The organism is Dorea sp. AF24-7LB (assembly GCF_003478575.1).
Classification (GTDB): Bacteria; Bacillota; Clostridia; order Lachnospirales; family Lachnospiraceae; genus Dorea_D; species Dorea_D hominis.
This window is the reverse complement of the sequence record NZ_QUFR01000002.1, coordinates 182,790-202,019: the sequence shown is the minus strand read 5'-3', so window position 1 is coordinate 202,019 and position 19,230 is coordinate 182,790. Positions and strand designations below refer to the sequence as shown.

At 42.7% G+C, this 19,230-nt stretch carries 16 protein-coding genes, 1 tRNA gene and 3 pseudogenes; 16 read left to right on the top strand and 4 right to left on the bottom strand.

All coding sequences use genetic code 11. From position 1 onward, the window contains the following. Nucleotides 1-45: 45 nt before the first annotated feature. The 8 genes from DWY31_RS03405 (at nucleotide 46) to DWY31_RS03375 (ending at nucleotide 8,814) form a co-directional block, all read left to right on the top strand. Nucleotides 46-612 carry a DNA-deoxyinosine glycosylase gene (locus DWY31_RS03405; RefSeq protein WP_118287935.1) on the top strand — a complete coding sequence of 189 codons (567 nt, stop codon included), beginning with the start codon at nucleotides 46-48 and terminating at the stop codon, nucleotides 610-612. Beyond that, nucleotides 563-1,378, top strand: coding sequence for a protein-ADP-ribose hydrolase (locus tag DWY31_RS03400; protein ID WP_118287934.1), 816 nt, complete (start codon nucleotides 563-565; stop codon nucleotides 1,376-1,378). Before DWY31_RS03405 ends, DWY31_RS03400 begins: the two co-directional genes overlap by 50 nt. 176 nt (nucleotides 1,379-1,554) lie before the next feature. Next, nucleotides 1,555-1,628: transfer RNA gene (locus DWY31_RS03395), tRNA-Arg, on the top strand. Nucleotides 1,629-2,095: 467 nt separating this feature from the next. Next, nucleotides 2,096-3,604, top strand: coding sequence for a glycerol kinase GlpK (gene glpK / locus DWY31_RS03390; RefSeq protein WP_118287933.1), 1,509 nt, complete (start codon nucleotides 2,096-2,098; stop codon nucleotides 3,602-3,604). A gap of 11 nt (nucleotides 3,605-3,615) precedes the next feature. Then, a complete protein-coding gene (locus DWY31_RS13880; RefSeq protein ID WP_021860356.1) occupies nucleotides 3,616-3,783 on the top strand; it encodes a hypothetical protein in 168 nt (55 codons plus the stop codon). Nucleotides 3,784-3,786: 3 nt separating this feature from the next. Then, nucleotides 3,787-5,034: a 6-phosphofructokinase gene (locus tag DWY31_RS03385; protein WP_021860357.1), complete on the top strand. Its 1,248-nt coding sequence runs from the start codon at nucleotides 3,787-3,789 to the stop codon at nucleotides 5,032-5,034. 400 nt (nucleotides 5,035-5,434) lie between these two features. Then, nucleotides 5,435-6,997: a hypothetical protein gene (locus DWY31_RS03380; protein WP_118519535.1), complete on the top strand. Its 1,563-nt coding sequence runs from the start codon at nucleotides 5,435-5,437 to the stop codon at nucleotides 6,995-6,997. After that, nucleotides 6,982-8,814 (top strand): hypothetical protein, encoded by a 1,833-nt coding sequence (locus DWY31_RS03375; RefSeq protein WP_158575481.1) that lies wholly within the window; start codon nucleotides 6,982-6,984, stop codon nucleotides 8,812-8,814. Before DWY31_RS03380 ends, DWY31_RS03375 begins: the two co-directional genes overlap by 16 nt. Here the strand turns inward: DWY31_RS03375 and DWY31_RS03370 are convergent. The 4 genes from DWY31_RS03370 to DWY31_RS03355 form a co-directional block, all read right to left on the bottom strand. Next, a complete protein-coding gene (locus DWY31_RS03370) occupies nucleotides 8,778-9,875 on the bottom strand; it encodes a polysaccharide deacetylase family protein (RefSeq protein ID WP_118519533.1) in 1,098 nt (365 codons plus the stop codon). The two genes, DWY31_RS03375 and DWY31_RS03370, sit on opposite strands and share 37 nt — an antisense overlap. Before the next feature lie 102 nt (nucleotides 9,876-9,977). Next, nucleotides 9,978-11,357 (bottom strand): aldehyde dehydrogenase, encoded by a 1,380-nt coding sequence (locus DWY31_RS03365; RefSeq protein WP_118519532.1) that lies wholly within the window; start codon nucleotides 11,355-11,357, stop codon nucleotides 9,978-9,980. 4 nt (nucleotides 11,358-11,361) lie between these two features. Then, complete coding sequence (locus tag DWY31_RS03360) at nucleotides 11,362-12,570, bottom strand: iron-containing alcohol dehydrogenase (protein WP_021860362.1); 1,209 nt, start codon at nucleotides 12,568-12,570, stop codon at nucleotides 11,362-11,364. Between the two features lie 78 nt (nucleotides 12,571-12,648). Further along, nucleotides 12,649-13,101, bottom strand: coding sequence for a MarR family winged helix-turn-helix transcriptional regulator (locus DWY31_RS03355; RefSeq protein WP_118519531.1), 453 nt, complete (start codon nucleotides 13,099-13,101; stop codon nucleotides 12,649-12,651). A gap of 64 nt (nucleotides 13,102-13,165) precedes the next feature. On the opposite strand from DWY31_RS03355, the gene DWY31_RS03350 reads away from it, so the two are divergent. The 8 genes and pseudogenes from DWY31_RS03350 (at nucleotide 13,166) to DWY31_RS03315 (ending at nucleotide 19,156) form a co-directional block, all read left to right on the top strand. Then, nucleotides 13,166-13,450: a hypothetical protein gene (locus DWY31_RS03350; protein ID WP_330422599.1), complete on the top strand. Its 285-nt coding sequence runs from the start codon at nucleotides 13,166-13,168 to the stop codon at nucleotides 13,448-13,450. A gap of 60 nt (nucleotides 13,451-13,510) precedes the next feature. Beyond that, a complete protein-coding gene (gene aroD / locus DWY31_RS03345; protein ID WP_117536855.1) occupies nucleotides 13,511-14,272 on the top strand; it encodes a type I 3-dehydroquinate dehydratase in 762 nt (253 codons plus the stop codon). Between the two features lie 69 nt (nucleotides 14,273-14,341). Then, nucleotides 14,342-14,473, top strand: a pseudogene (locus DWY31_RS14440) (TRAP transporter small permease); the annotation flags it as partial. Next, nucleotides 14,470-14,619 (top strand): annotated as a pseudogene (locus tag DWY31_RS14435) (TRAP transporter large permease subunit); the annotation flags it as partial. The pseudogenes DWY31_RS14440 and DWY31_RS14435, both read left to right, overlap by 4 nt. Next, nucleotides 14,613-14,786, top strand: a pseudogene (locus DWY31_RS14430) (TRAP transporter substrate-binding protein); the annotation flags it as partial. The pseudogenes DWY31_RS14435 and DWY31_RS14430, both read left to right, overlap by 7 nt. A 113-nt stretch (nucleotides 14,787-14,899) precedes the next feature. Next, nucleotides 14,900-16,057: an FprA family A-type flavoprotein gene (locus DWY31_RS03325; protein WP_118519529.1), complete on the top strand. Its 1,158-nt coding sequence runs from the start codon at nucleotides 14,900-14,902 to the stop codon at nucleotides 16,055-16,057. Between the two features lie 422 nt (nucleotides 16,058-16,479). Beyond that, nucleotides 16,480-17,931 carry a sugar transferase gene (locus DWY31_RS03320; protein ID WP_118519528.1) on the top strand — a complete coding sequence of 484 codons (1,452 nt, stop codon included), beginning with the start codon at nucleotides 16,480-16,482 and terminating at the stop codon, nucleotides 17,929-17,931. Between the two features lie 79 nt (nucleotides 17,932-18,010). Continuing rightward, on the top strand, nucleotides 18,011-19,156 hold the full coding sequence (locus tag DWY31_RS03315) for a glycosyltransferase family 4 protein (RefSeq protein WP_118519527.1): 1,146 nt from the start codon (nucleotides 18,011-18,013) through the stop codon (nucleotides 19,154-19,156). The last annotated feature ends 74 nt before the right edge of the window (nucleotides 19,157-19,230 follow it).

Below are 19,230 nucleotides of genomic sequence, written 5' to 3'. Positions count from 1 at the left end.
AAAAAGATAAGACCCCGTGGTAAATGTACGAAAGGGGAAGCAATCATGGCAGCAAAAAAAGAAACGGAATACATTACACATGCGTTTGAACCGGTATTTGACAGCCATTCAAAAATATTAATGCTTGGGACGATGCCGTCTCCAAAATCGCGGGAAAATGGATTTTATTACGGACATCCGCGCAATCGATTCTGGAAAGTCATTGCGGATGTATGTAAAGAGCCGATACCGGAGACGATCGAAGAGAAGAAAGCACTTGCGTTGAAGCACGGAATTGCCATATGGGATGTGCTGGCAGGATGCGAGATCCACGGCGCGGATGATGCCTCTATAAAAAATCCGACACCAAACGATATGCACCGGATACTGGATTATGCACCAATCGAACAGATTTATGCAACCGGAACAAAGGCAGCGCAGTTATACAGACGCTACTGTGAAGCGCAGACAGGAATGGAAATCATACAGCTTCCGTCCACCAGCCCGGCAAACTGTAGGACGAGCTATGAACAGCTGTATGAAGCATACGCCGGGATACGACTATATTTACGGAGTGATATTCATGACAAAAGAAGAAAAAGTCAGCCGTTTAATTCAATATTTAAAAAATGAAAACAGAAGCTACGATACCCTTGCAGAACCGGTGGATTCTGTGGGAAAACGCAGACTCTTAAGAAGTCTGATGAATGTCCGTTTCCCAGGACCGGCTTTAAATGGTTATATGGAATTACAGGATGAACTGCTTACAGAAGAAGCACAGGAAAAAGGCCTTGTAAAGGTCGAAGAACTGCCGACGGCGGCAGAAGAATTCGGAATCGGGCAGGTGCGTAATGCAGATCGGATGAGCCTGTGGCGCGGTGATATTACGAGACTTCAGGCAGATGCAATCGTTAATGCAGCAAACAGTCAGCTTCTCGGATGTTTTGTTCCATGTCATGGTTGCATAGATAATGCGATCCATTCGGCAGCAGGAATCCAGCTCCGTAATGCCTGTGCAGAGCTGATGGAAGAACAGGGACACGAAGAGCCGACCGGCAAAGCAAAGATCACACCGGGCTATAATCTCCCGGCGGCGCATGTCATCCATACAGTAGGACCGATCGTCGGACTCAAGGTAACAGAAAAACAAAAAGAAGAATTAAAATCCTGCTATGTAAGCTGTCTGAAACTGGCAGAAAAAGAAGGACTGAAAAATATTGTATTTTGCTGTATATCAACCGGAGAATTCCATTTTCCGAATAAACTGGCAGCAGAGATCGCAGTCGATACAGCAGACCGTTTCCTGACCGGTTCGAAGCTGGAGCGGGTTGTATTTAATGTATTCAAAGAAGAAGATTACAATATTTACAAAAAACTGTTCAAGAAGGCATTATTATAGCATATAAAAGCTGTCTTAAAAGGGCTTATAATAGTTTATAAAAAGCCAGAATGAGAAGCTTTGAAAAAATCAAAAAGAAAATTTGAAAAAATATCAAAAAAGTATTGACATATGAAAGCATATGCAATATAATAAATTTTGCTGTGAGACAGTAACACAGTTACAAAACAGCAAATGTGGGCGTAGCTCAGTTGGATAGAGCGTTTGGCTACGGACCAAAAGGTCGGGGGTTCGAATCCTCTCGCCCACGTTTAAAAGCACTTCAGAGAGAAGTGCTTTTTTTATATAATAGGAAATGCAATTTCCTATTATATAAAAAGCCTCTGGCAGGATGCGCACTGCGGCGTACAATGATGATGTCGCAAGCGGTCTACGTTCCACTTCGGTCGTTGCTAAACGAGCGTCACAGGCGCTCAGCAACGCCGCAGGCGCTAGAATGTGCCAAGGCACATTCTTTGTTCTATTTCATCAGAAACATCACAGGTGGATTCTTCGCCGGTATTTCATAAGAGTAATAAATGAACAGATACAATGGAAACGCACATTGATAATTGTATAAAGGCTTTGTGCTATGGTATAATATCACCATAGCATATATTTAAAGTACATACATCTAAGGTACAAAGTCTTTATGGAATTAGAACTGGTATTGTAGTTGTATTAATATTGGAGAATTCTGTTAACAGCAGGAGCGGAAAATAACGAGAGGCAGAGAAGATGAGTAACGGAAAGAAATATGTCATGGCACTGGATGCGGGGACAACAAGTAACCGGTGCATTTTATTTAATGAAAAGGGCGAGATCAAGAGTCTTGCACAGAAGGAATTTACACAGTATTTTCCAAAACCGGGCTGGGTGGAGCACGATGCGAACGAGATATGGTCCACACAGCTTGGAGTTGCGGTAGAGGCAATGAGCAAGATCAGTGCCGAAGCGGAAGATATTGCAGCAATTGGAATTACGAATCAGAGAGAGACGGTTGTCGTATGGGACCGGACAACCGGAGAACCGATCTGTCCGGCAATCGTATGGCAGTGCCGAAGAACTGCCGAATATTGTGACGGATTGAAAGAACAGGGGCTGACAGATAAGATCAGAGAGAAGACAGGACTGATCATTGATGCCTATTTTTCCGGAACGAAGATTCGCTGGATCTTAGAAAATGTAGAAGGAGCAAGAGAAAAAGCGGAGAATGGGGAATTGCTGTTCGGTACGATCGAGACATGGCTGATCTGGAAACTGACAAAAGGAAAAGTCCATGTAACCGATTATTCCAACGCATCCCGGACGATGTTATTTAACATCAATACATTGTCGTGGGATGAGGAAATATTACAAATACTTGATATCCCGGCATCTATGCTTCCGGAAGTGAAGCCTTCAAGCTGTGTTTACGGTTATGCGGATTCACAGTTCCTTGGTGGGAAGATTCCGATCGCAGGAGCGGCAGGTGACCAGCAGTCAGCACTTTTTGGACAGACTTGCTATCAGCCGGGAGAAGCGAAGAATACATATGGAACTGGATGTTTCCTTCTGATGAATACAGGAGAGAAACCCGTATTTTCCCAGAATGGGCTTGTTACAACAATTGCATGGGGACTGGATGGCAAAGTGAATTACGCATTGGAAGGTTCTATTTTTATCGGTGGTGCGGCAATCCAGTGGTTACGCGATGAGATGCGTCTTATCGATGCGTCCGAAGATTCCGAATATATGGCACAGAAAGTTCCGGACACAGGCGGATGCTATGTTGTACCGGCATTTACCGGACTTGGAGCGCCGCACTGGGATCAATATGCAAGAGGAACGATCGTAGGACTGACACGTGGTGTGAACAAATATCATGTGATCCGTGCCACACTGGAATCTATAGCATATCAGGTCAATGACGTATTAAAAGCGATGGAGGCAGATTCTGGTATTCATCTAAGCAAATTAAAAGTAGACGGAGGCGCAAGTGCTAATAATTTCCTTATGCAGGCAGAGGCAGATCTGACAGGAGCACCGGTAGAACGGCCGGAATGTGTGGAGACAACTGCAATGGGAGCAGCATATCTGGCAGGAATTGCGGTCGGATACTGGAAAGACAAAGAAGATGTCCGGAAAAATCGGGCAGTGGATCATACATTTACACCGGCGATTACAGAAGAAGAACGGAAGAAGAGATTAAAAGGCTGGAATAAAGCAGTCCGCTACGCTTTTGACTGGGCGAGAGATGAGGAGTAGAACGAAAAGATATGGAGAAAAAAGTAGAAGTATTTCATTTTAATTGTGAGGTTTGTAAAAATCATTGCAGTCTGACTGTAGAGGCCGAGGGCGGACAGGTATTTAATGTAACGGGGAACGGTTGTCTGCGCGGATTAGCCTATGCACAGTCTCATCTGCCTGAAGGAAAGGAGAGATAAATTATGAAAGGAAATGTAATTGTAGGACAGTCGGGAGGACCGACAGCGGCAATCAACTCAAGTCTGGCGGGTGTTTACCGCACGGCAAAAGATCGTGGAGCAAAGAAAGTGTATGGAATGCTGCACGGAATTCAGGGATTAATGCAGGAAAAATACATTGATCTGTCGGATCATATCAAGACAGAGCTTGATGCGGAGCTGTTAAAACGTACACCGGCAGCGTTTTTAGGATCCTGCCGTTATAAACTGCCTGCAATACACGAAGATCAGAGCGTCTATGAGAAGATTTTTGCAATCCTGGATAAGCTTGACATAGAAGCATTTATCTATATCGGTGGAAATGATTCCATGGATACGATCAAAAAATTATCTGATTATGCGATCATTACCGGACATCCGACACGTTTCGTAGGCTGCCCGAAAACTATCGATAATGACTTGGCGCTGACGGATCATACACCGGGATTTGGAAGTGCGGCAAAATATATCGGAACGTCTATGAAAGAGATCATCCGTGACAGTTTCTGCCTGGAATACAGCAAAGGGCTGGTATCCATTGTAGAGATCATGGGAAGAAACGCAGGCTGGCTTACCGGTGCTTGTGCACTTGCGGCAGGCGAAGACTGCGAAGGACCGGATATGATCTATCTGCCGGAGCTGCCATTTGACATTGCTGAATTTGGCAGACGTGTGCGTGAACTGCTCGAGAAGAAGCCATCCGTAGTTGTTGCTGTATCGGAAGGAATACGAACAGCAGATGGCAAATATGTATGTGAACTTGGAAACAGCGTTGATTTTGTTGATGCATTCGGTCACAAACAGTTATCCGGTACAGCTTCTTATCTTGCAAGCTATATTGCGGGCGAGATCGGATGCAAGACACGTGCCATTGAGTTAAGCACTTTGCAGAGATCTGCGTCCCACTGTTCATCCAGAGTAGATATTCTGGAAGCTTATCAGGTAGGCGGTGCAGCAGTGAAAGCAGCAGATGAAGGAGATTCCGGTAAAATGGTTGTTCTACAGCGACTTTCCGATGATCCTTATCAGTGTGGAACCGAAGTCAAAGATGTTCACAAGATTGCCAATGACGAGAAATTAGTTCCGAGAGAGTGGGTTACTGAAGACGGAACATATGTCACCGGCGAATTTATTTCTTATGTAAGACCGTTGATCCAGGGAGATGTGTCACCGGTCATGGTAGATGGTATTCCACGTCATTTGTATACGCCAAAAGAACTGAGTCAACGCTAGGCATAGATGTATTCTATAAGTAATTGAATATATAAAAATAACTTATTTTATTAAATTGTATGAAAATGCTATAATATAACTATAATGTGATTGACAATAGCACCTTCTCCAGATGTCTTCCCCGGCATTTGTGAGAAGGCGCTTTTCGTTACTATAGCATCCGGAGGAAGCTGTCGGTAGATTTATGGTTGCGGAAGAAAAAATGCTTGCATTTTAGAAATAAATCCAGTATGATAAGAATCACTCAATAAGTCTTAGAGAGTCAAAGGAAATTCTAAATAATAATTTAGTCAGATCAAAAGAATCAATCAGATTAAAAGAATCAATCAGATTAAAAGAATCAATCAGATTAAAATCCAATACAAAACTCAACATAAAATTTCATAAAAAGGAGAACAACATGGCATATGAACAAGGATACGATGTACTCCGTCTGATCGAACACAGCGAGAGTTGTTATGTCAGTTCGGAGTATGTAAGAGGAAGAACGCTCATCCGTTATATACGGGAAGAAAAAGAGATAGAGAAAGAACAGTTATTTGCATGGATGCGTAAGATGGCAGGAACGCTTGCGTGTGTGCACAAGTGCAGGGGTGCACCTTGTTATCAGTATGTGAATCCATACAGCATGATCATAGCAGAAGATGAGGAATTGTATTTCCTTGATCTGAAGGCGGCATCCAACCAGGAGATGCTGATCCGTATGCAGAAGCGGACTATAAGAGAGCATTTCCTGCCGGAGGAAGAAGCCTACTATCAGCGTGCGAGTGTTACATTAGACTTGTACGGACTGGCACGCACGTATCAATATTTACTGGCAGAGACAGAAGTTTTGCCAGATCTTAACAAAAAGGAAATTCTGAAACTGGAAAAGATTATTTCCAGATGTCTGAACCGGCAGTCAAAGAAAGCCTGTCAGTCTGCGCAGGAAATTAAGCGCATGATTCCATCATACAAAAACGAAGAAGAAAAAGAACGATCAAAAGGAAAATATTTTCGTAAATGGCTCTATATAGCTGCAGCAGTAGTTGTAATTTTACTTGGGCGAAGTATCTTTGCCGGAAATTCCCATTCTACAAATTCATATTCGGAAAAATCCCATGCTATAAATTCCGGGAACGATGTAAAAGCAGCAGAAACCAAAACAGGGTTAGATGAAAAAGAGGCTGCAGCATACACAGCCGGTAAAAAAGAAACCGCAGAACAGATGCAGACTACAGAAATGGAGCTTGGCAGCCTGTATTTTCTGAAACTGGAAGATTATGAGAAGAGCAGACAGCATTTCGAGGCGGCGTGTGCCGGAACAAAGAAGACAGATAAAGAGAGTGGGATCGCCGCAGGGATGGCAGCTGTGTCTGCCTGCCTTGCAGAGAAGACTCTTCCGGAGGAAGAACTAAAACAGGCTCTTGAACAGACGGCACTTCTGCTGGAAGAGAAAGAAGATGCCATTTACTACCGGTGTGTACTCAAAGGATATACCTGTCTGGATGCGAAAGAACAGCGGGAAGAATTATTGAGGCTTGGGATACAATATCGGGCACTTGGAGAGAAAGAAGGGCAGGAAGAGGTCACGCAGTGGATGGCAATGGCATATGAACAGAATGGAAAAAAGAGTGACGCTGCAAAAATGTATGAAGAACTGCTTGCAGTGGAAGGGAAAAGAGCAGAGAGAGAAGAATTGTACCGCAAAGTGACAGAGCTTTTTCTGGCAGATAAGAAAAATGATGATGCTATGCGCAGAATCCGGGAAGGAGTGACAGAGTATCCGGATTCCTTGGAATTACAGGTATTAAAATTGCGCGTGACATGCAAAGAGAAAGAAAAAAACCGCAGAGCATGCAGGAAGGCATTAGAAAGAGCTGTGAAAAATCGAACGGATATACAGAAAAATGAAGATTTCCGGAAACTTTTACAGGAACAGGGATTTCAGATGAAAGGAGAAAAAGTATGCGAAAAAGAATAAAAACAATCGGATGTCTGATACTTGTACTCACGATGATCTATGCACAACAGGCAATGCTGTCTTATGCAGGAGACAAGGCTGTAGGAAAAATCACGATCAGAAGAGAAGGAGAGGCAATAGGTTCAGAATCGGAGCCGTCGCCAGAACCAACGCCGGAACCAGAGCCGTCGCCAGAGCCGTCGCCAGAACCAACGCCGGAACCAGAGCCGACACCACCGGAGCCGATTATCAAATTTGAAAAAGAATGTTCAGAGCCGGATGGTGAAAATGGTTATTATGTGACTATTCCGAAAGTGACTCTTCATCATGTCAGTAAACGGGGGGAGACAGTCTTCCGGCTGACACAGGGGGATAAAGTACTGGGAAAAGGAAAACTCACGGAAGAAAATAAGAAATATACCATTCCGAAAGACTGGTTCCGGCAGGGAGAACAGGAACTGGACGTGTGGATGGAAGATGAAAACGGTGAAAAACAAGAGGATTTCCAGTGGGAGAAAACATTCAGAATCGATCTGTCTGCTCCGGAATTTCAAGTATCGGCAGATGGAGGATTTGAAAGCTGGAACAGGAATGAAACGACAGTACATGTAAATGCAAAAGACGAATACAGCGGCATAAAAAACATATCATGCTATGTAAATGGAGAGAAGCAGGCAGAGATAGGAAAGGCAGGTGGAAATTTTGTGATCCGGCAGTCTTCAAGAAATGGCAAACCGGTGCGGGTTCTTTTTGAGACGCGAGATCATGCTGGTAATCAGAACAGACAGGAAAGAAATCTTTATATTGATAATCAGTCCCCAAAAGCTGAAATCAGAGGTGTGACGCCATATATGATCACAAGCAGACCGTTGACTGCTGTGTACAGGGTACAGGAAGAGAATGTGTTGGATGAATTTCATGCAGAAGTAAAATATGAAAATACAAAGGGCAGGAAGCAGTCACAGGAATTACTGGTGTGGGAAGATCATGGAGAGATGAAGAGAAGTGTTCACAGACTGCGTGAAGATGGAATTTACCGGCTGCATATCTATGCAAAAGACGCTGCAGGATACGAAGTAAAGCAGACAGCTCAGGTGATTGTAGATCAGGAGAATCCGGTGATCCGGTATGTGGATACGCTGGATCAGGCAAAACTAAAAAGCTTTGAATGGAATTACAGAAAAGAAGAACTCATACAGGATTTTACCGGTTACGATTATGAAGTAAGGTTGGATGGAAGATTATATTCGATGGGAGAACGAGTGACAAGAGAAGGACAGCACATACTGGAAGTACATGCGACAGACCGTGCCGGGAATACCTCACACGCAAAAGCAGTATTTACAATTGATCATACAGCACCGGAGATTGTGTTTGAAGGCGTAAAGGAAGGAGAAAAGTATGAAGGACATCTTACATTTAAAATTGGAGTTAAAGATGCAGAAGATATACTCCGAAAGGTGCAGATTAATGGAAAAGAACAACAGCATGTTCAAGGGAAAGCAAGGACCAGATTTTCGATTAAGAAAGCAGGTGATTATGAGGTGATCGCAGAGGCAAAAGATCAGACCGGAAATGTGGCAGTGAAAACGATTCATTTTACAGTACAAAAGAAAAAATCTGTGCTGGAGAAGCTGGTTGAGCCATTGATCCGTCCATTTATAAAAGATGATAATGACGATATCAGTTCCAGGCAGATAAAGAAAGAGCAGAAGAAAAAAGAAAGAGAGCAAGCAAAAACACTGCTCCTTCGAAAAGTCGCAGGAACAGTGCTTGGTATTCTGCTTATTGGTGGAGTAATCTACTCAACCAGTTTTTTGAAGCTGTCTAAAGACTGACCTCTTAACATACGTATACGAGGAAGTACAAGTGGATCATCTCCGACTTTGGCACGACCGTATTCGGTTGTAACCGCACATTTGAAACCGGCATCTTTTACAGCCTGGATACAACTGTCATTGTAATCACCGTACGGATAGGCAAAAGCATCGGAATTGCCACCGATGCGGATCGATTTCTGAAGATCAGCAACGGCATCATTGTGGTTCATGACAGGGAAGATTCCGCCGTGTCCGATATTACCGCCACCCCGGTGCATGTTGTAAGAATGGGACTGGAATGTCATATATTCGCTGGCATATTTCTTCACCTTCTTCTTGCCTTCCAGATTACCGATCAGGAAAGAAGTTACCGGAACCTTATATTTGTTGAAGAGCGGTACACCCAGATTTAAGAAACTGTACGCACCATCATCAAAAGTGAGTACAACGCTCTTCTTTGGAAGAAGCAGTTCGCCTTTGACATATTTTCGGACTTCTTCCCAGGTAGGAAAGTAGTAGTTATTTTCTGTCAGGTATTTCAGTTCCGCTTCGAGATCATGAACTTCGATGAAGTTGTTGTTCAACTGCTCTTTCGGTGGATTATTCTTATCATAAACGTAGTGATACATGCAGATCGACAGACCGTTTGTCTTATGATCCTGTTCGGTCGCTGTATTTTCAGCAGTCTGCACATCCTTATTAAGACGTGAGTTTTTCGCTTCTTCTGCTTTCTTTTTAGCAGCTTCCTGCGCTTTCGCTTTTTGTTCTGCAGCCTTAGCCTTTTCTTCCTCTGCTTTTTTTTCTTTGGCTTGCTTTGTGGCTGTAATTTGAGCACGTTCCTGTTTCTGTACTTTCTGTTTATAGAAGATAACAGCACCAAGAACTGCAAGCAGGATCAGAAGAATGACAGTCAGCACACAACGCAGACGCTTCTGGCGACGCACCTGTGTAGAGACAGCTGATCTGTTATTATGGCGCCTGTGCCCTGAGCTGCTGAGTGAATAATTTTGATTGTGTTGTTTGTGGGTGCTTTGCGTTTTATTGCTTTGAATTTTATTTCTCTGGTGTTTGTGTTTCATAAATTTGTCCCCTCTGTCTCCCTGTTTAACCGGAAAAACTCAGCCTGGGAGTGTGTCCACATTATACAATGCAGATATCAGTTTTGCAAATGGAGGAAACACTTACCGCAGGAACATATGGATCAGCTTGTCGTGAATCTTGCGGTAAGGCTGGTAGCGCATTGGAAGATCCAACCAGGTTTTCTTATCAACAATACTCTTGTAATGCGAGAAAGTGCGGAATCCATCTAATCCATGATAGGAACCCATGCCGCTCTCACCGAAGCCGCCAAATCCCATATTGCTTGTGGCAAGGTGGATGATCGTGTCGTTGATACAGCCGCCGCCGAAACCGCAGTGGGAAGTCACTTTTTTTGCGATGGCTTTATCAGATGTAAACAGATAAAGAGCCAGCGGGTGAGGCATGGAATTTATTTTTTCGATAACCATATCAAGGTTGTCGTAAGTCAGGATCGGCAGTACCGGTCCGAAGATTTCTTCTGACATGACTGCATCATCGAAAGTAACATTATCCATAAGTGTTGGTGCAATCTTTAAACGACTGCGGTCGCTCTGTCCGCCATATACGACTTTATTCTGTTCAATCAGCCCAAGAATACGGTCAAAATGTTTCTCATTAATAATCTTTCCATAATTTTTATTGGAAAGCGGATCTGATTTGTATTGTTTTTGCATTTGTTTTTTGATCTCGTGGATCAAGTCGATCTTGATGGAGCGGTCACAGTAAATATAATCCGGAGCAACACAGGTCTGTCCGCAATTTAAGAACTTTCCGAAGACAATTCGCTTTGCAGCAAGTTTCAGGTTTGCACTTTTTTCAACAATACATGGACTTTTGCCGCCGAGCTCCAGTGTGACCGGAGTCAGGTTTGCAGATGCCTGGCGCATAACTTCTTTGCCGACAGCCTGACTTCCGGTGAAGAAAATATAGTCAAAATGTTCGCCAAGAAGACAGGTGTTTTCCGCACGGCCACCGGTTACGACAGTCACAAACTGCGGATCAAAGCAGTCAGCAACCATTTTTTTAATGAGTTCGCTCGTATGCGGTGAGTAAGCACTTGGTTTTAAAACGGCAGTATTACCAGCTGCAATAGCGTCTATCAGAGGCTCGATCGTGAGCATGAATGGGTAGTTCCATGGGCTCATGATGAGAGTCACACCGTAAGGGGATGGCTTCTTGTAGCTTCTGGAATGGAACTGTGCGAGTGGAGTCAGAACACGCTTTTCTTTCGCGTAAGAGCGTGTGTGTTTCAACATGTGTGTAAGCTCGCTTAAAACCATACCGGTTTCGCACATATAACTTTCAAAAGAACTTTTCCCAAGATCAAGTGCGATCGCTTTTGCAATCTCAGATTCGTGAGACTGCACATAAGCTTTTAATTTCTTCAGTGCGTTGATGCGAAAATCAATATCTAAAGTTGCGCCGGTGTAAAAATACTCCCGCTGCGCAGTAACAATTTCATGAATCTGTGTTTCAGTCATAATTTCAGTCCTCCTCTGGCATGAGCATATAATAGAATTTTTCCAGTTCTTTTGCATTCATCAGGACCGGAACGGGATAGAGCGGATTCGCCTCTTTGTCCGCATAGTGGGCAAGTTTTGGAATATCTGTTTCCTGAATTTCGGCAACTGTATTGCCGATTCCAAAAGTCCGTTTCATTTCTTTGATCGCATCAATAAATGCAGCGGCAGCCTGTGGGGCAGGAGTCTCTTTTGTTGCAATACCGGCTGCAATGGCAAGTTTTTTCAGTTTTTTGTGAATGGATTCTCCGTATTCTTCCAGAACATGAGGAAGCAGGATCGCATTGGCAAGTCCATGCGGCACATTATACTGACCTCCCAGCGAGTGAGCGACTGCATGAACGTAACCGACGTAGGATTTGGTAAATGCACAGCCGGCATAGTAAGAGGCGTGAAGCATATTTCTTCTTGCATTTACATTCTTACCATCGTGGTAAGCTGTATCCAGATTTTCAAAAATAAGCTGTACAGCCATAAGCGCATCTTTCCGTGTTGCGTAAGTAGTTGAGTTCCCGATAAATGCTTCAACCGCGTGTGTCAGCGCATCCATACCGGTTGTTGCAGTGATAAATGGCGGAAGACTCAAGGTGACTTTCGGATCAAGAACCGCATAGCGAGGAATCAGAGGAAAATCGTTGATCGCATATTTGTAACGAGTCTGTGCATCTACAATGACAGCGGCAAGCGTTGTCTCACTTCCGGTTCCGGCTGTTGTTGGAACAGCAATCAAGAGTGGAAGTTTCTTATGTACTTTCAGGATTCCTTTCATCTTCGCAAGTGACTGCTTCGGCTTTGCAATGCGGGCACCGACAGCTTTGGCGCAGTCCATACTGGAGCCACCGCCAAATCCGATCAGGGCATCACAGTTATTCTTTTTGTAGAGAGCCAGTGCTTCCTGTACGTTGGTTGTTGTTGGATTGGCAACTGTTTTGTCGTAGATTGTGTATGGAATATCTGCCGCTGTTAAGGCATTTTCCAATCTTTTCGTCAATCCGAGAGAGCGGATCCCGGCATCCGTAATAATGAGGACGCGGGAAGAGCCATTTGCCCGGATGATCTCCGGGAGTTTCTTCACACTTGGGACAATCTCCGGCGTGCGGTACGGGAGAAAGGGAAGTGCAATCTTAAATACCGTCTGAAATGTACGGCAGTAAATTTTTCTTAAAGTATGCATGAGTGTATCCTTTCTTAAAAAATAGTATTCCAGCTGCAGTTTGCTTTCTGGAAAGCTTTTGCTTAATAAAAATGATTCTTATTTACAGAGTTCCTTGCTTAAATGCTCCAGGTTATCAGCTATGGTAAATAATGTCTTATAAAAAATCTTCCGCTGCGGTTCGGCAATATCTTTGCTTGCTTCTTCTAACGCATGGGAAATAAAGGAGCGCATTTCTCTGGCACATGCCATTCCGGCATCTGTCAGATGGGCACGGGAACGGTATCGGTGCGTTGCTCCGGTCGCTTCATAAGCAATGAAGTTCCGGTTCTCCAGATCACTTAAGATGCGGGAAATACCGGCTTTATCCTCTTTGCATAGTTCACATAATCCGGCAGCAGTTAAGCCGTCCGGATGATCAGACAGATAGTAAAGACACATGACATGAGTACTCTTAAGTCCCTGTGACTGCATATAGATCTTCTTGATTTTCTGAATACTCTTATGAATCTGCGCAACATTTGTTGTTAATTTTTCAAAACGATCATCCATAAAAACACCTCAATGTTGATTAATCAACATTGAATATAACACGAATAGAAAGGAAGGTAAAGAGATGTGTGAAAAAAAGACCAATCAATCAGAACAAAATGCAAAAGCAGGAAAGCTGCCTGCAGTCTCGAGAGATTGTGCAGACGGCTTCCTTCCTATTAAAGGAACGATCACCAGCCTTGTCATGATCGCATCCAGCCTCTGTAACTACACGATCTTAAGTGCCGCTGCGAAAATGAGCGCGACAGCCGTTATTTTAATGAATGTTGTAATCACTGTGATCGGTGTGGTTTTGGCTTTGTTTGTCAATCTGAGATATGGTAAACTATTAGCACGTACTGAAAAATAAAACAGGTAATGTGTACACAAAAGAAGCAGCAGTTATCGGAGAACAGGAGGAACAAAATACATGAATCCAGTAAAAGTAAGAAATATAACCATTGGCGAAGGAACACCGAAGATCTGTGTTCCGATCGTCGGAGTAACAAAAGAAGAGATCCTGGAAGCAGGAAAAAATATTTGCACAATCGGAGCAGACGTCATCGAGTGGCGTGTAGACTGGTATGAAAATGTCTTCGATTTCGACCAGGTAGAAGAGACTGCAAAAGAATTGAGAAATGTAATCGGAGAGACTGCACTGTTATTTACCTTCCGTACCGCAAAAGAAGGTGGAGAAAAAGCAATTGAGACAGATGTTTACGTGGCGTTAAATGAAAGAGCAGCAAAGAGCGGACAGGTAGATCTTGTAGATGTAGAAGCATTTACCGGAGAGACGGCTGTAAAACAGATCATCGAAACTGCGCATGCCACAGGTGTGAAAGTAGTTGCATCCAATCATGACTTCCACAAGACACCGGCGCAGGAAGAGATTGTATCCCGTCTCTGCAAAATGCAGGAACTGGGGGCAGATATTCCGAAGATTGCAGTGATGCCGCAGAATAAAAAAGATGTACTGACACTGTTATCAGCAACAAGAGAAATGTCAGAAGAGCATGCAGATCGTCCGATCATCACCATGTCTATGGCAGGAACTGGCGTAATCAGCCGTCTCTGCGGTGAAGTGTTCGGTTCAGCACTGACATTCGGTGCAGCAGGAAAAGCATCTGCACCGGGACAGATGGGAGTAGAAGACCTGAAGACTGTACTGGAGTTACTGCACAAGAGTCTGTAATAGAACTGACAGAAGGTATGTAATTACAGCAGGGTGTCAGCTGAAAAAAGTAAATGATTAGAGTAATTAGCAGGTTTCTTGAGCGTCAGTTACTGTACAAAACGATGTATTTCGATAAAAATCGAACAATTCGTTGCAGCATTCCCGCGAAGAGAAAAAGCAATGTTTAAAGTTGTCAATCATACCGTGGAACTTATCTTGTTATCCGCGGATGTATTTATACCGGTGTGGCATCCCCTACAGAGTCAGCAGTCATCTCCGTATTTTATGCATTATTTATCAGTCTCTTCCTATATAAAAGTATTCAGATCAAAGACCTTTGGGGGATTCTGGTAGAAGGAATCCGACACCGATGAATTTTAGCGAAGTGTATATTGGATTACAGCAGAAAACAATCGATGCACAGGAAAATCCATGCGAAGTCATCGTATCCAACCGGCTGTATGAGCAACAGGACTACGTAATAGAAACAAACCATCTGCCGCATCTGATCTCGTTGATCGTCAGTGAGAAATCTGCTCTTTATACATCTCACTTCCCTATTGCCACTCCACTCCGAATGCGTTATACTACCAACAGAGTAAAAAAGAGCAAACAAAGCAAATCACCAGAAGGGAGATCTTAGCAATGAAAATCACAGACGACATTATCTACGTGGGAGTGAACGACCACGACATCGACCTGTTCGAGGGTCAATACATCGTGCCAAACGGCATGGCATACAACTCATACGTGATCAAAGACGAGAAAACAGCTGTCATGGACACCGTAGACGCTAACTTTGCAGAAGAATGGCTTGGCAACATCGACACAGCACTGGGCGGCGCGGCACCGGATTACCTGATCGTGCAGCACATGGAGCCGGATCACTCCGCGAATATCGCAAAATTCACTGAGAAATATCCAGAAGCCAAAGTCGTAGCAAATGCTAAAGCATTCCAGATGATGAGCAACTTCTTCCGCGGAATGGACCTTGGAGACAAGAAAGTTGAAGTCAAGAATCAGGAGACACTGTCACTCGGTAAACATGAGCTGACATTTGTCTTCGCACCGATGGTACACTGGCCGGAAGTTATGGTCACATATGACAGTACAGATAAAGTCCTCTTTTCCGCAGACGCATTTGGTAAATTCGGCGCCCTGGACGTAGAAGAAGATTGGGACTGTGAAGCTCGCCGCTATTATTTCGGAATCGTTGGTAAATACGGCAAGCAGGCAGAGAATCTCTTAAAAGCAGCCGAAGGTCTGGATATTCAGACAATCTGTGCACTGCACGGTCCGATCCTTAAAGAGAATCTGGAGCATTACATCGGACAGTACAAGACATGGTCTTCTTACGGTGTAGAGACCGAAGGTGTCATGATCGCATACACATCCGTATATGGAAACACAAAGAAAGCAGCCGAGACACTCGCGTCTGCACTGGAAGCCAAAGGCTGCCCGAAAGTCGTACTCTGCGATCTGGCAAGAGAAGACATGGCAGAGGCAGTCGAAGACGCATTCCGTCATGGTAAATTAGTGCTTGCAACTACAACATACAATGGAGATATCTTCCCGTTCATGAGAACATTTATCGAAGCCCTGACTGAGCGCGGTTACCAGAACCGTACGATGGGTATTATTGAAAATGGTTCCTGGGCGATTACAGCAGGTAAAGTAATCCGCGGACTTTTCGAGAAGAGCAAGGACTTAACATGGGTTGACACAACTGTCAGCATCATGTCTTCCATGAGCGAAGAGAACGAAGCACAGATTGAAGCAATGGCAGAAGAACTGTGCAAATAATATATAAAATCTATATGATATATAGATTAAATCAATGAATGAAAAAGAATACGACAGTTGACTATCATACAGTAAAGTGCTATCATACATAAACTGTAAGGCTAATGCATAACGAAGGTATCGAAAAGTAGACTGAAATATAAGCCCTCCTCGCTAAGGTGCCAGAAAAATGCGGGGAGGGACCTTTATGTATTAGTTGCTCTTTTGAAGAAAACAGAGTACAATCTAAACGACAATGTCGGTATGAGTTATATTAACACAAGTCTTAAGCTACATCGTAAGAAATACTAGTTTACTCCATACATCAAAGAAATGATATAGGCAAGACCAAAACTACATATACGCGGATGGACTCTTTAGGGAAATAGAGTTATTTATAATTAAGGAAAAAGAAATAAAGAAATAAGTAAGAGGAATGAGTTATGTACAGGAAAGATAGTGAGGGTTGGCTGAAGCATTTTGACTTTTTAGTGTTGGACATGCTTTGCCTGCAAGTTGCATTTGTGTTGGCGTATGGAATAAGTGGGTATGGATTCTTCCCATATAATCTTTTGATTTATCGAAACATGGCAATATTTATTGAGTTTGCAGATATAGTTGTGCTTTTTGCGTGCGGAACTCTAAAAAGTGTATTGAAAAGAGGACATTACAGAGAGTTTCTGGCAACGTTCCAGAATACAATTATGTTAGGTGCAGTAGCGATATCGTATCTATTTTTATTGCAACAAGGGCAGAAGTATTCACGACTTGCACTGATTCTTAATATGATCCTTTATTTTTTCCTGACATACATAGTCAGAGAAATCCGTAAATATGCATTGTATAAAAAAATGAAAGACAGCGATAATCGTTCACTGCTGATTATTACAACAAAAGAAGCTGCGGAAAAAGTTGTTTCGAACATGGAAGAACATAATTATGCAAGATTTCACATTGCAGGATTAGCGATTATAGATGAGAATATGGTTGGGAACTCTTTTGGTGGTGTTACTGTGGTAGCAAATAGGAGTACAGCACCAGAATATGTATGTAAAGAATGGATTGACGAAGTATTCGTTGTTCTGTCGCCAAATTATGGTTACCCTAAAGAGCTGATGGAAGAACTGGGAGAGACAGGAGTAACAATTCATCTGAACCTTGCTAAAATCACCAATGAACCTGGTAAAAGACAATTTATCGAGAAAATTGGAGATTATACAGTACTTACGACAAGCTTAAATTATTCATCTGCAAAACAGCTTTGCGCAAAACGCTGTATGGATATTGCGGGGGGATTAGCAGGGTGTATACTGACAGGTGTTATTTTCTTGTTTGTAGCCCCGATAATTTATATGCAGTCACCGGGACCAATTTTCTTCTCACAGGAACGAGTAGGGAAAAATGGTAAGAAGTTTAAGATGTACAAATTCCGTAGTATGTATATGGATGCAGAAGAGCGGAAAGCAGAGCTGATGAAAGATAATAAACTGGGCGATGGAAAGATGTTTAAACTGGACTTTGATCCTCGCGTTATTGGAAATAAAGTATTGCCTGATGGAAGCCATAAGACAGGTGTAGGTGATTTTATCCGCAGGACAAGTCTGGATGAATTTCCGCAATTCTACAATGTGCTGAGAGGCGATATGTCGATTATAGGTACTCGCCCACCCCTTATTTCTGAAACAAATTTGTATGAGCTGCACCATCGTGCAAGATTGGCAATTAAGCCGGGAATAACCGGTATGTGGCAGGTCAGCGGACGTAGCGACATTACTGATTTTGAAGAAGTGGTTCGTCTTGACAAAGAGTATATCACAAACTGGAACATTGGGCTCGATATAAAAATATTGTTTAAAACGATATTGGTAGTCTTTAAGAAAGATGGCTCAATGTAAATCCTACAAGTAGCTTATTTTATAGAGGGAATAGGCTGCGAAAGGATAAATATAAAGATTGCATTTAAAAGAGGAAGTTATGAATAAAAGGAAAAATAATAATTCTCCACTTAAAATTGCAGTTCTTGGACATAAGACAATTCCGAGTCGCCAAGGTGGAATTGAAATTGTAGTTGAAGAATTAACAGTTCGTATGGCAAAACTGGGACATAAAATAACAGTATATAACCGTAGCGGACATCATGTAAGTGGTAAAGAATTTGATGGAAAGAAGTTAAAAGAATATAAAGGAATCCGAATGAAATATGTACCGACAATAGATAAAAAAGGATTAGCAGCAATGAGTGCTTCCTTTTTTGCAGCGGTGGCAGCAGCATTTGGAAAATATGATGTGGTACATTTTCATGCAGAAGGGCCGTGTGCAATGTTATGGTTGCCAAAATTATTCGGAAAGCGATGTATAGCTACGGTGCATGGATTAGATCATCAGAGAGCAAAATGGGGTAAATTAGCCAGTACATATATTATGTTGGGAGAAAAATGTGCGGTTAAATTTGCTGACGAAATTATTGTGTTAAGTGAAGGGGTTCAGGAATATTTCCTTGATACATATGGGAGAGAAACACGTTTTATACCTAATGGTGTAAACAGACCAATCATCCGAAATGCTGAAATTATTAAGAATAAATTTGGTTTAGAAAAAGATAGCTACATCCTCTTTTTGGGCAGACTGGTTCCAGAAAAAGGGCTTAGATATTTGATAAAAGCCTTTAAGCAGGTAGATACTGAGAAAAAACTGGTTATTGCTGGTGGAAGTTCAGATACAGATGAATTTACAAAAGAATTAAAAGAACTGGCAAGGGATGATTCAAGAATTATTTTTACTGGGTTTGTTCAAGGAAAAGAGTTAGATGAACTTTATAGTAATGCTTATGTATATACTTTGCCGAGTGATCTGGAAGGAATGCCGCTTAGTTTATTAGAGGCAATGAGTTACGGAAATTGCTGTTTGGTTTCCGACATTCCAGAGTGTGCAGAGGTCGTGGAAGATAAGGCGTTGATTTTCAAAAAGTCGGATGTAGAGGACTTGCAAGAAAAACTGCAAGATGCTTGTGACCATCCAGAAATGGTTATGAAAATGAAGAACCAGGCAGCTGACTTTATCTGCAAGAAATATAACTGGGATGAAGTTGTAAAGAAAACGATGAAGTTATATAGAAAATGATGAAAAAATTTGTTGATAAATATTTCTGCTATTTTTTATCTGAACAGGAGATATGAAATAAAGCAAACTCACAG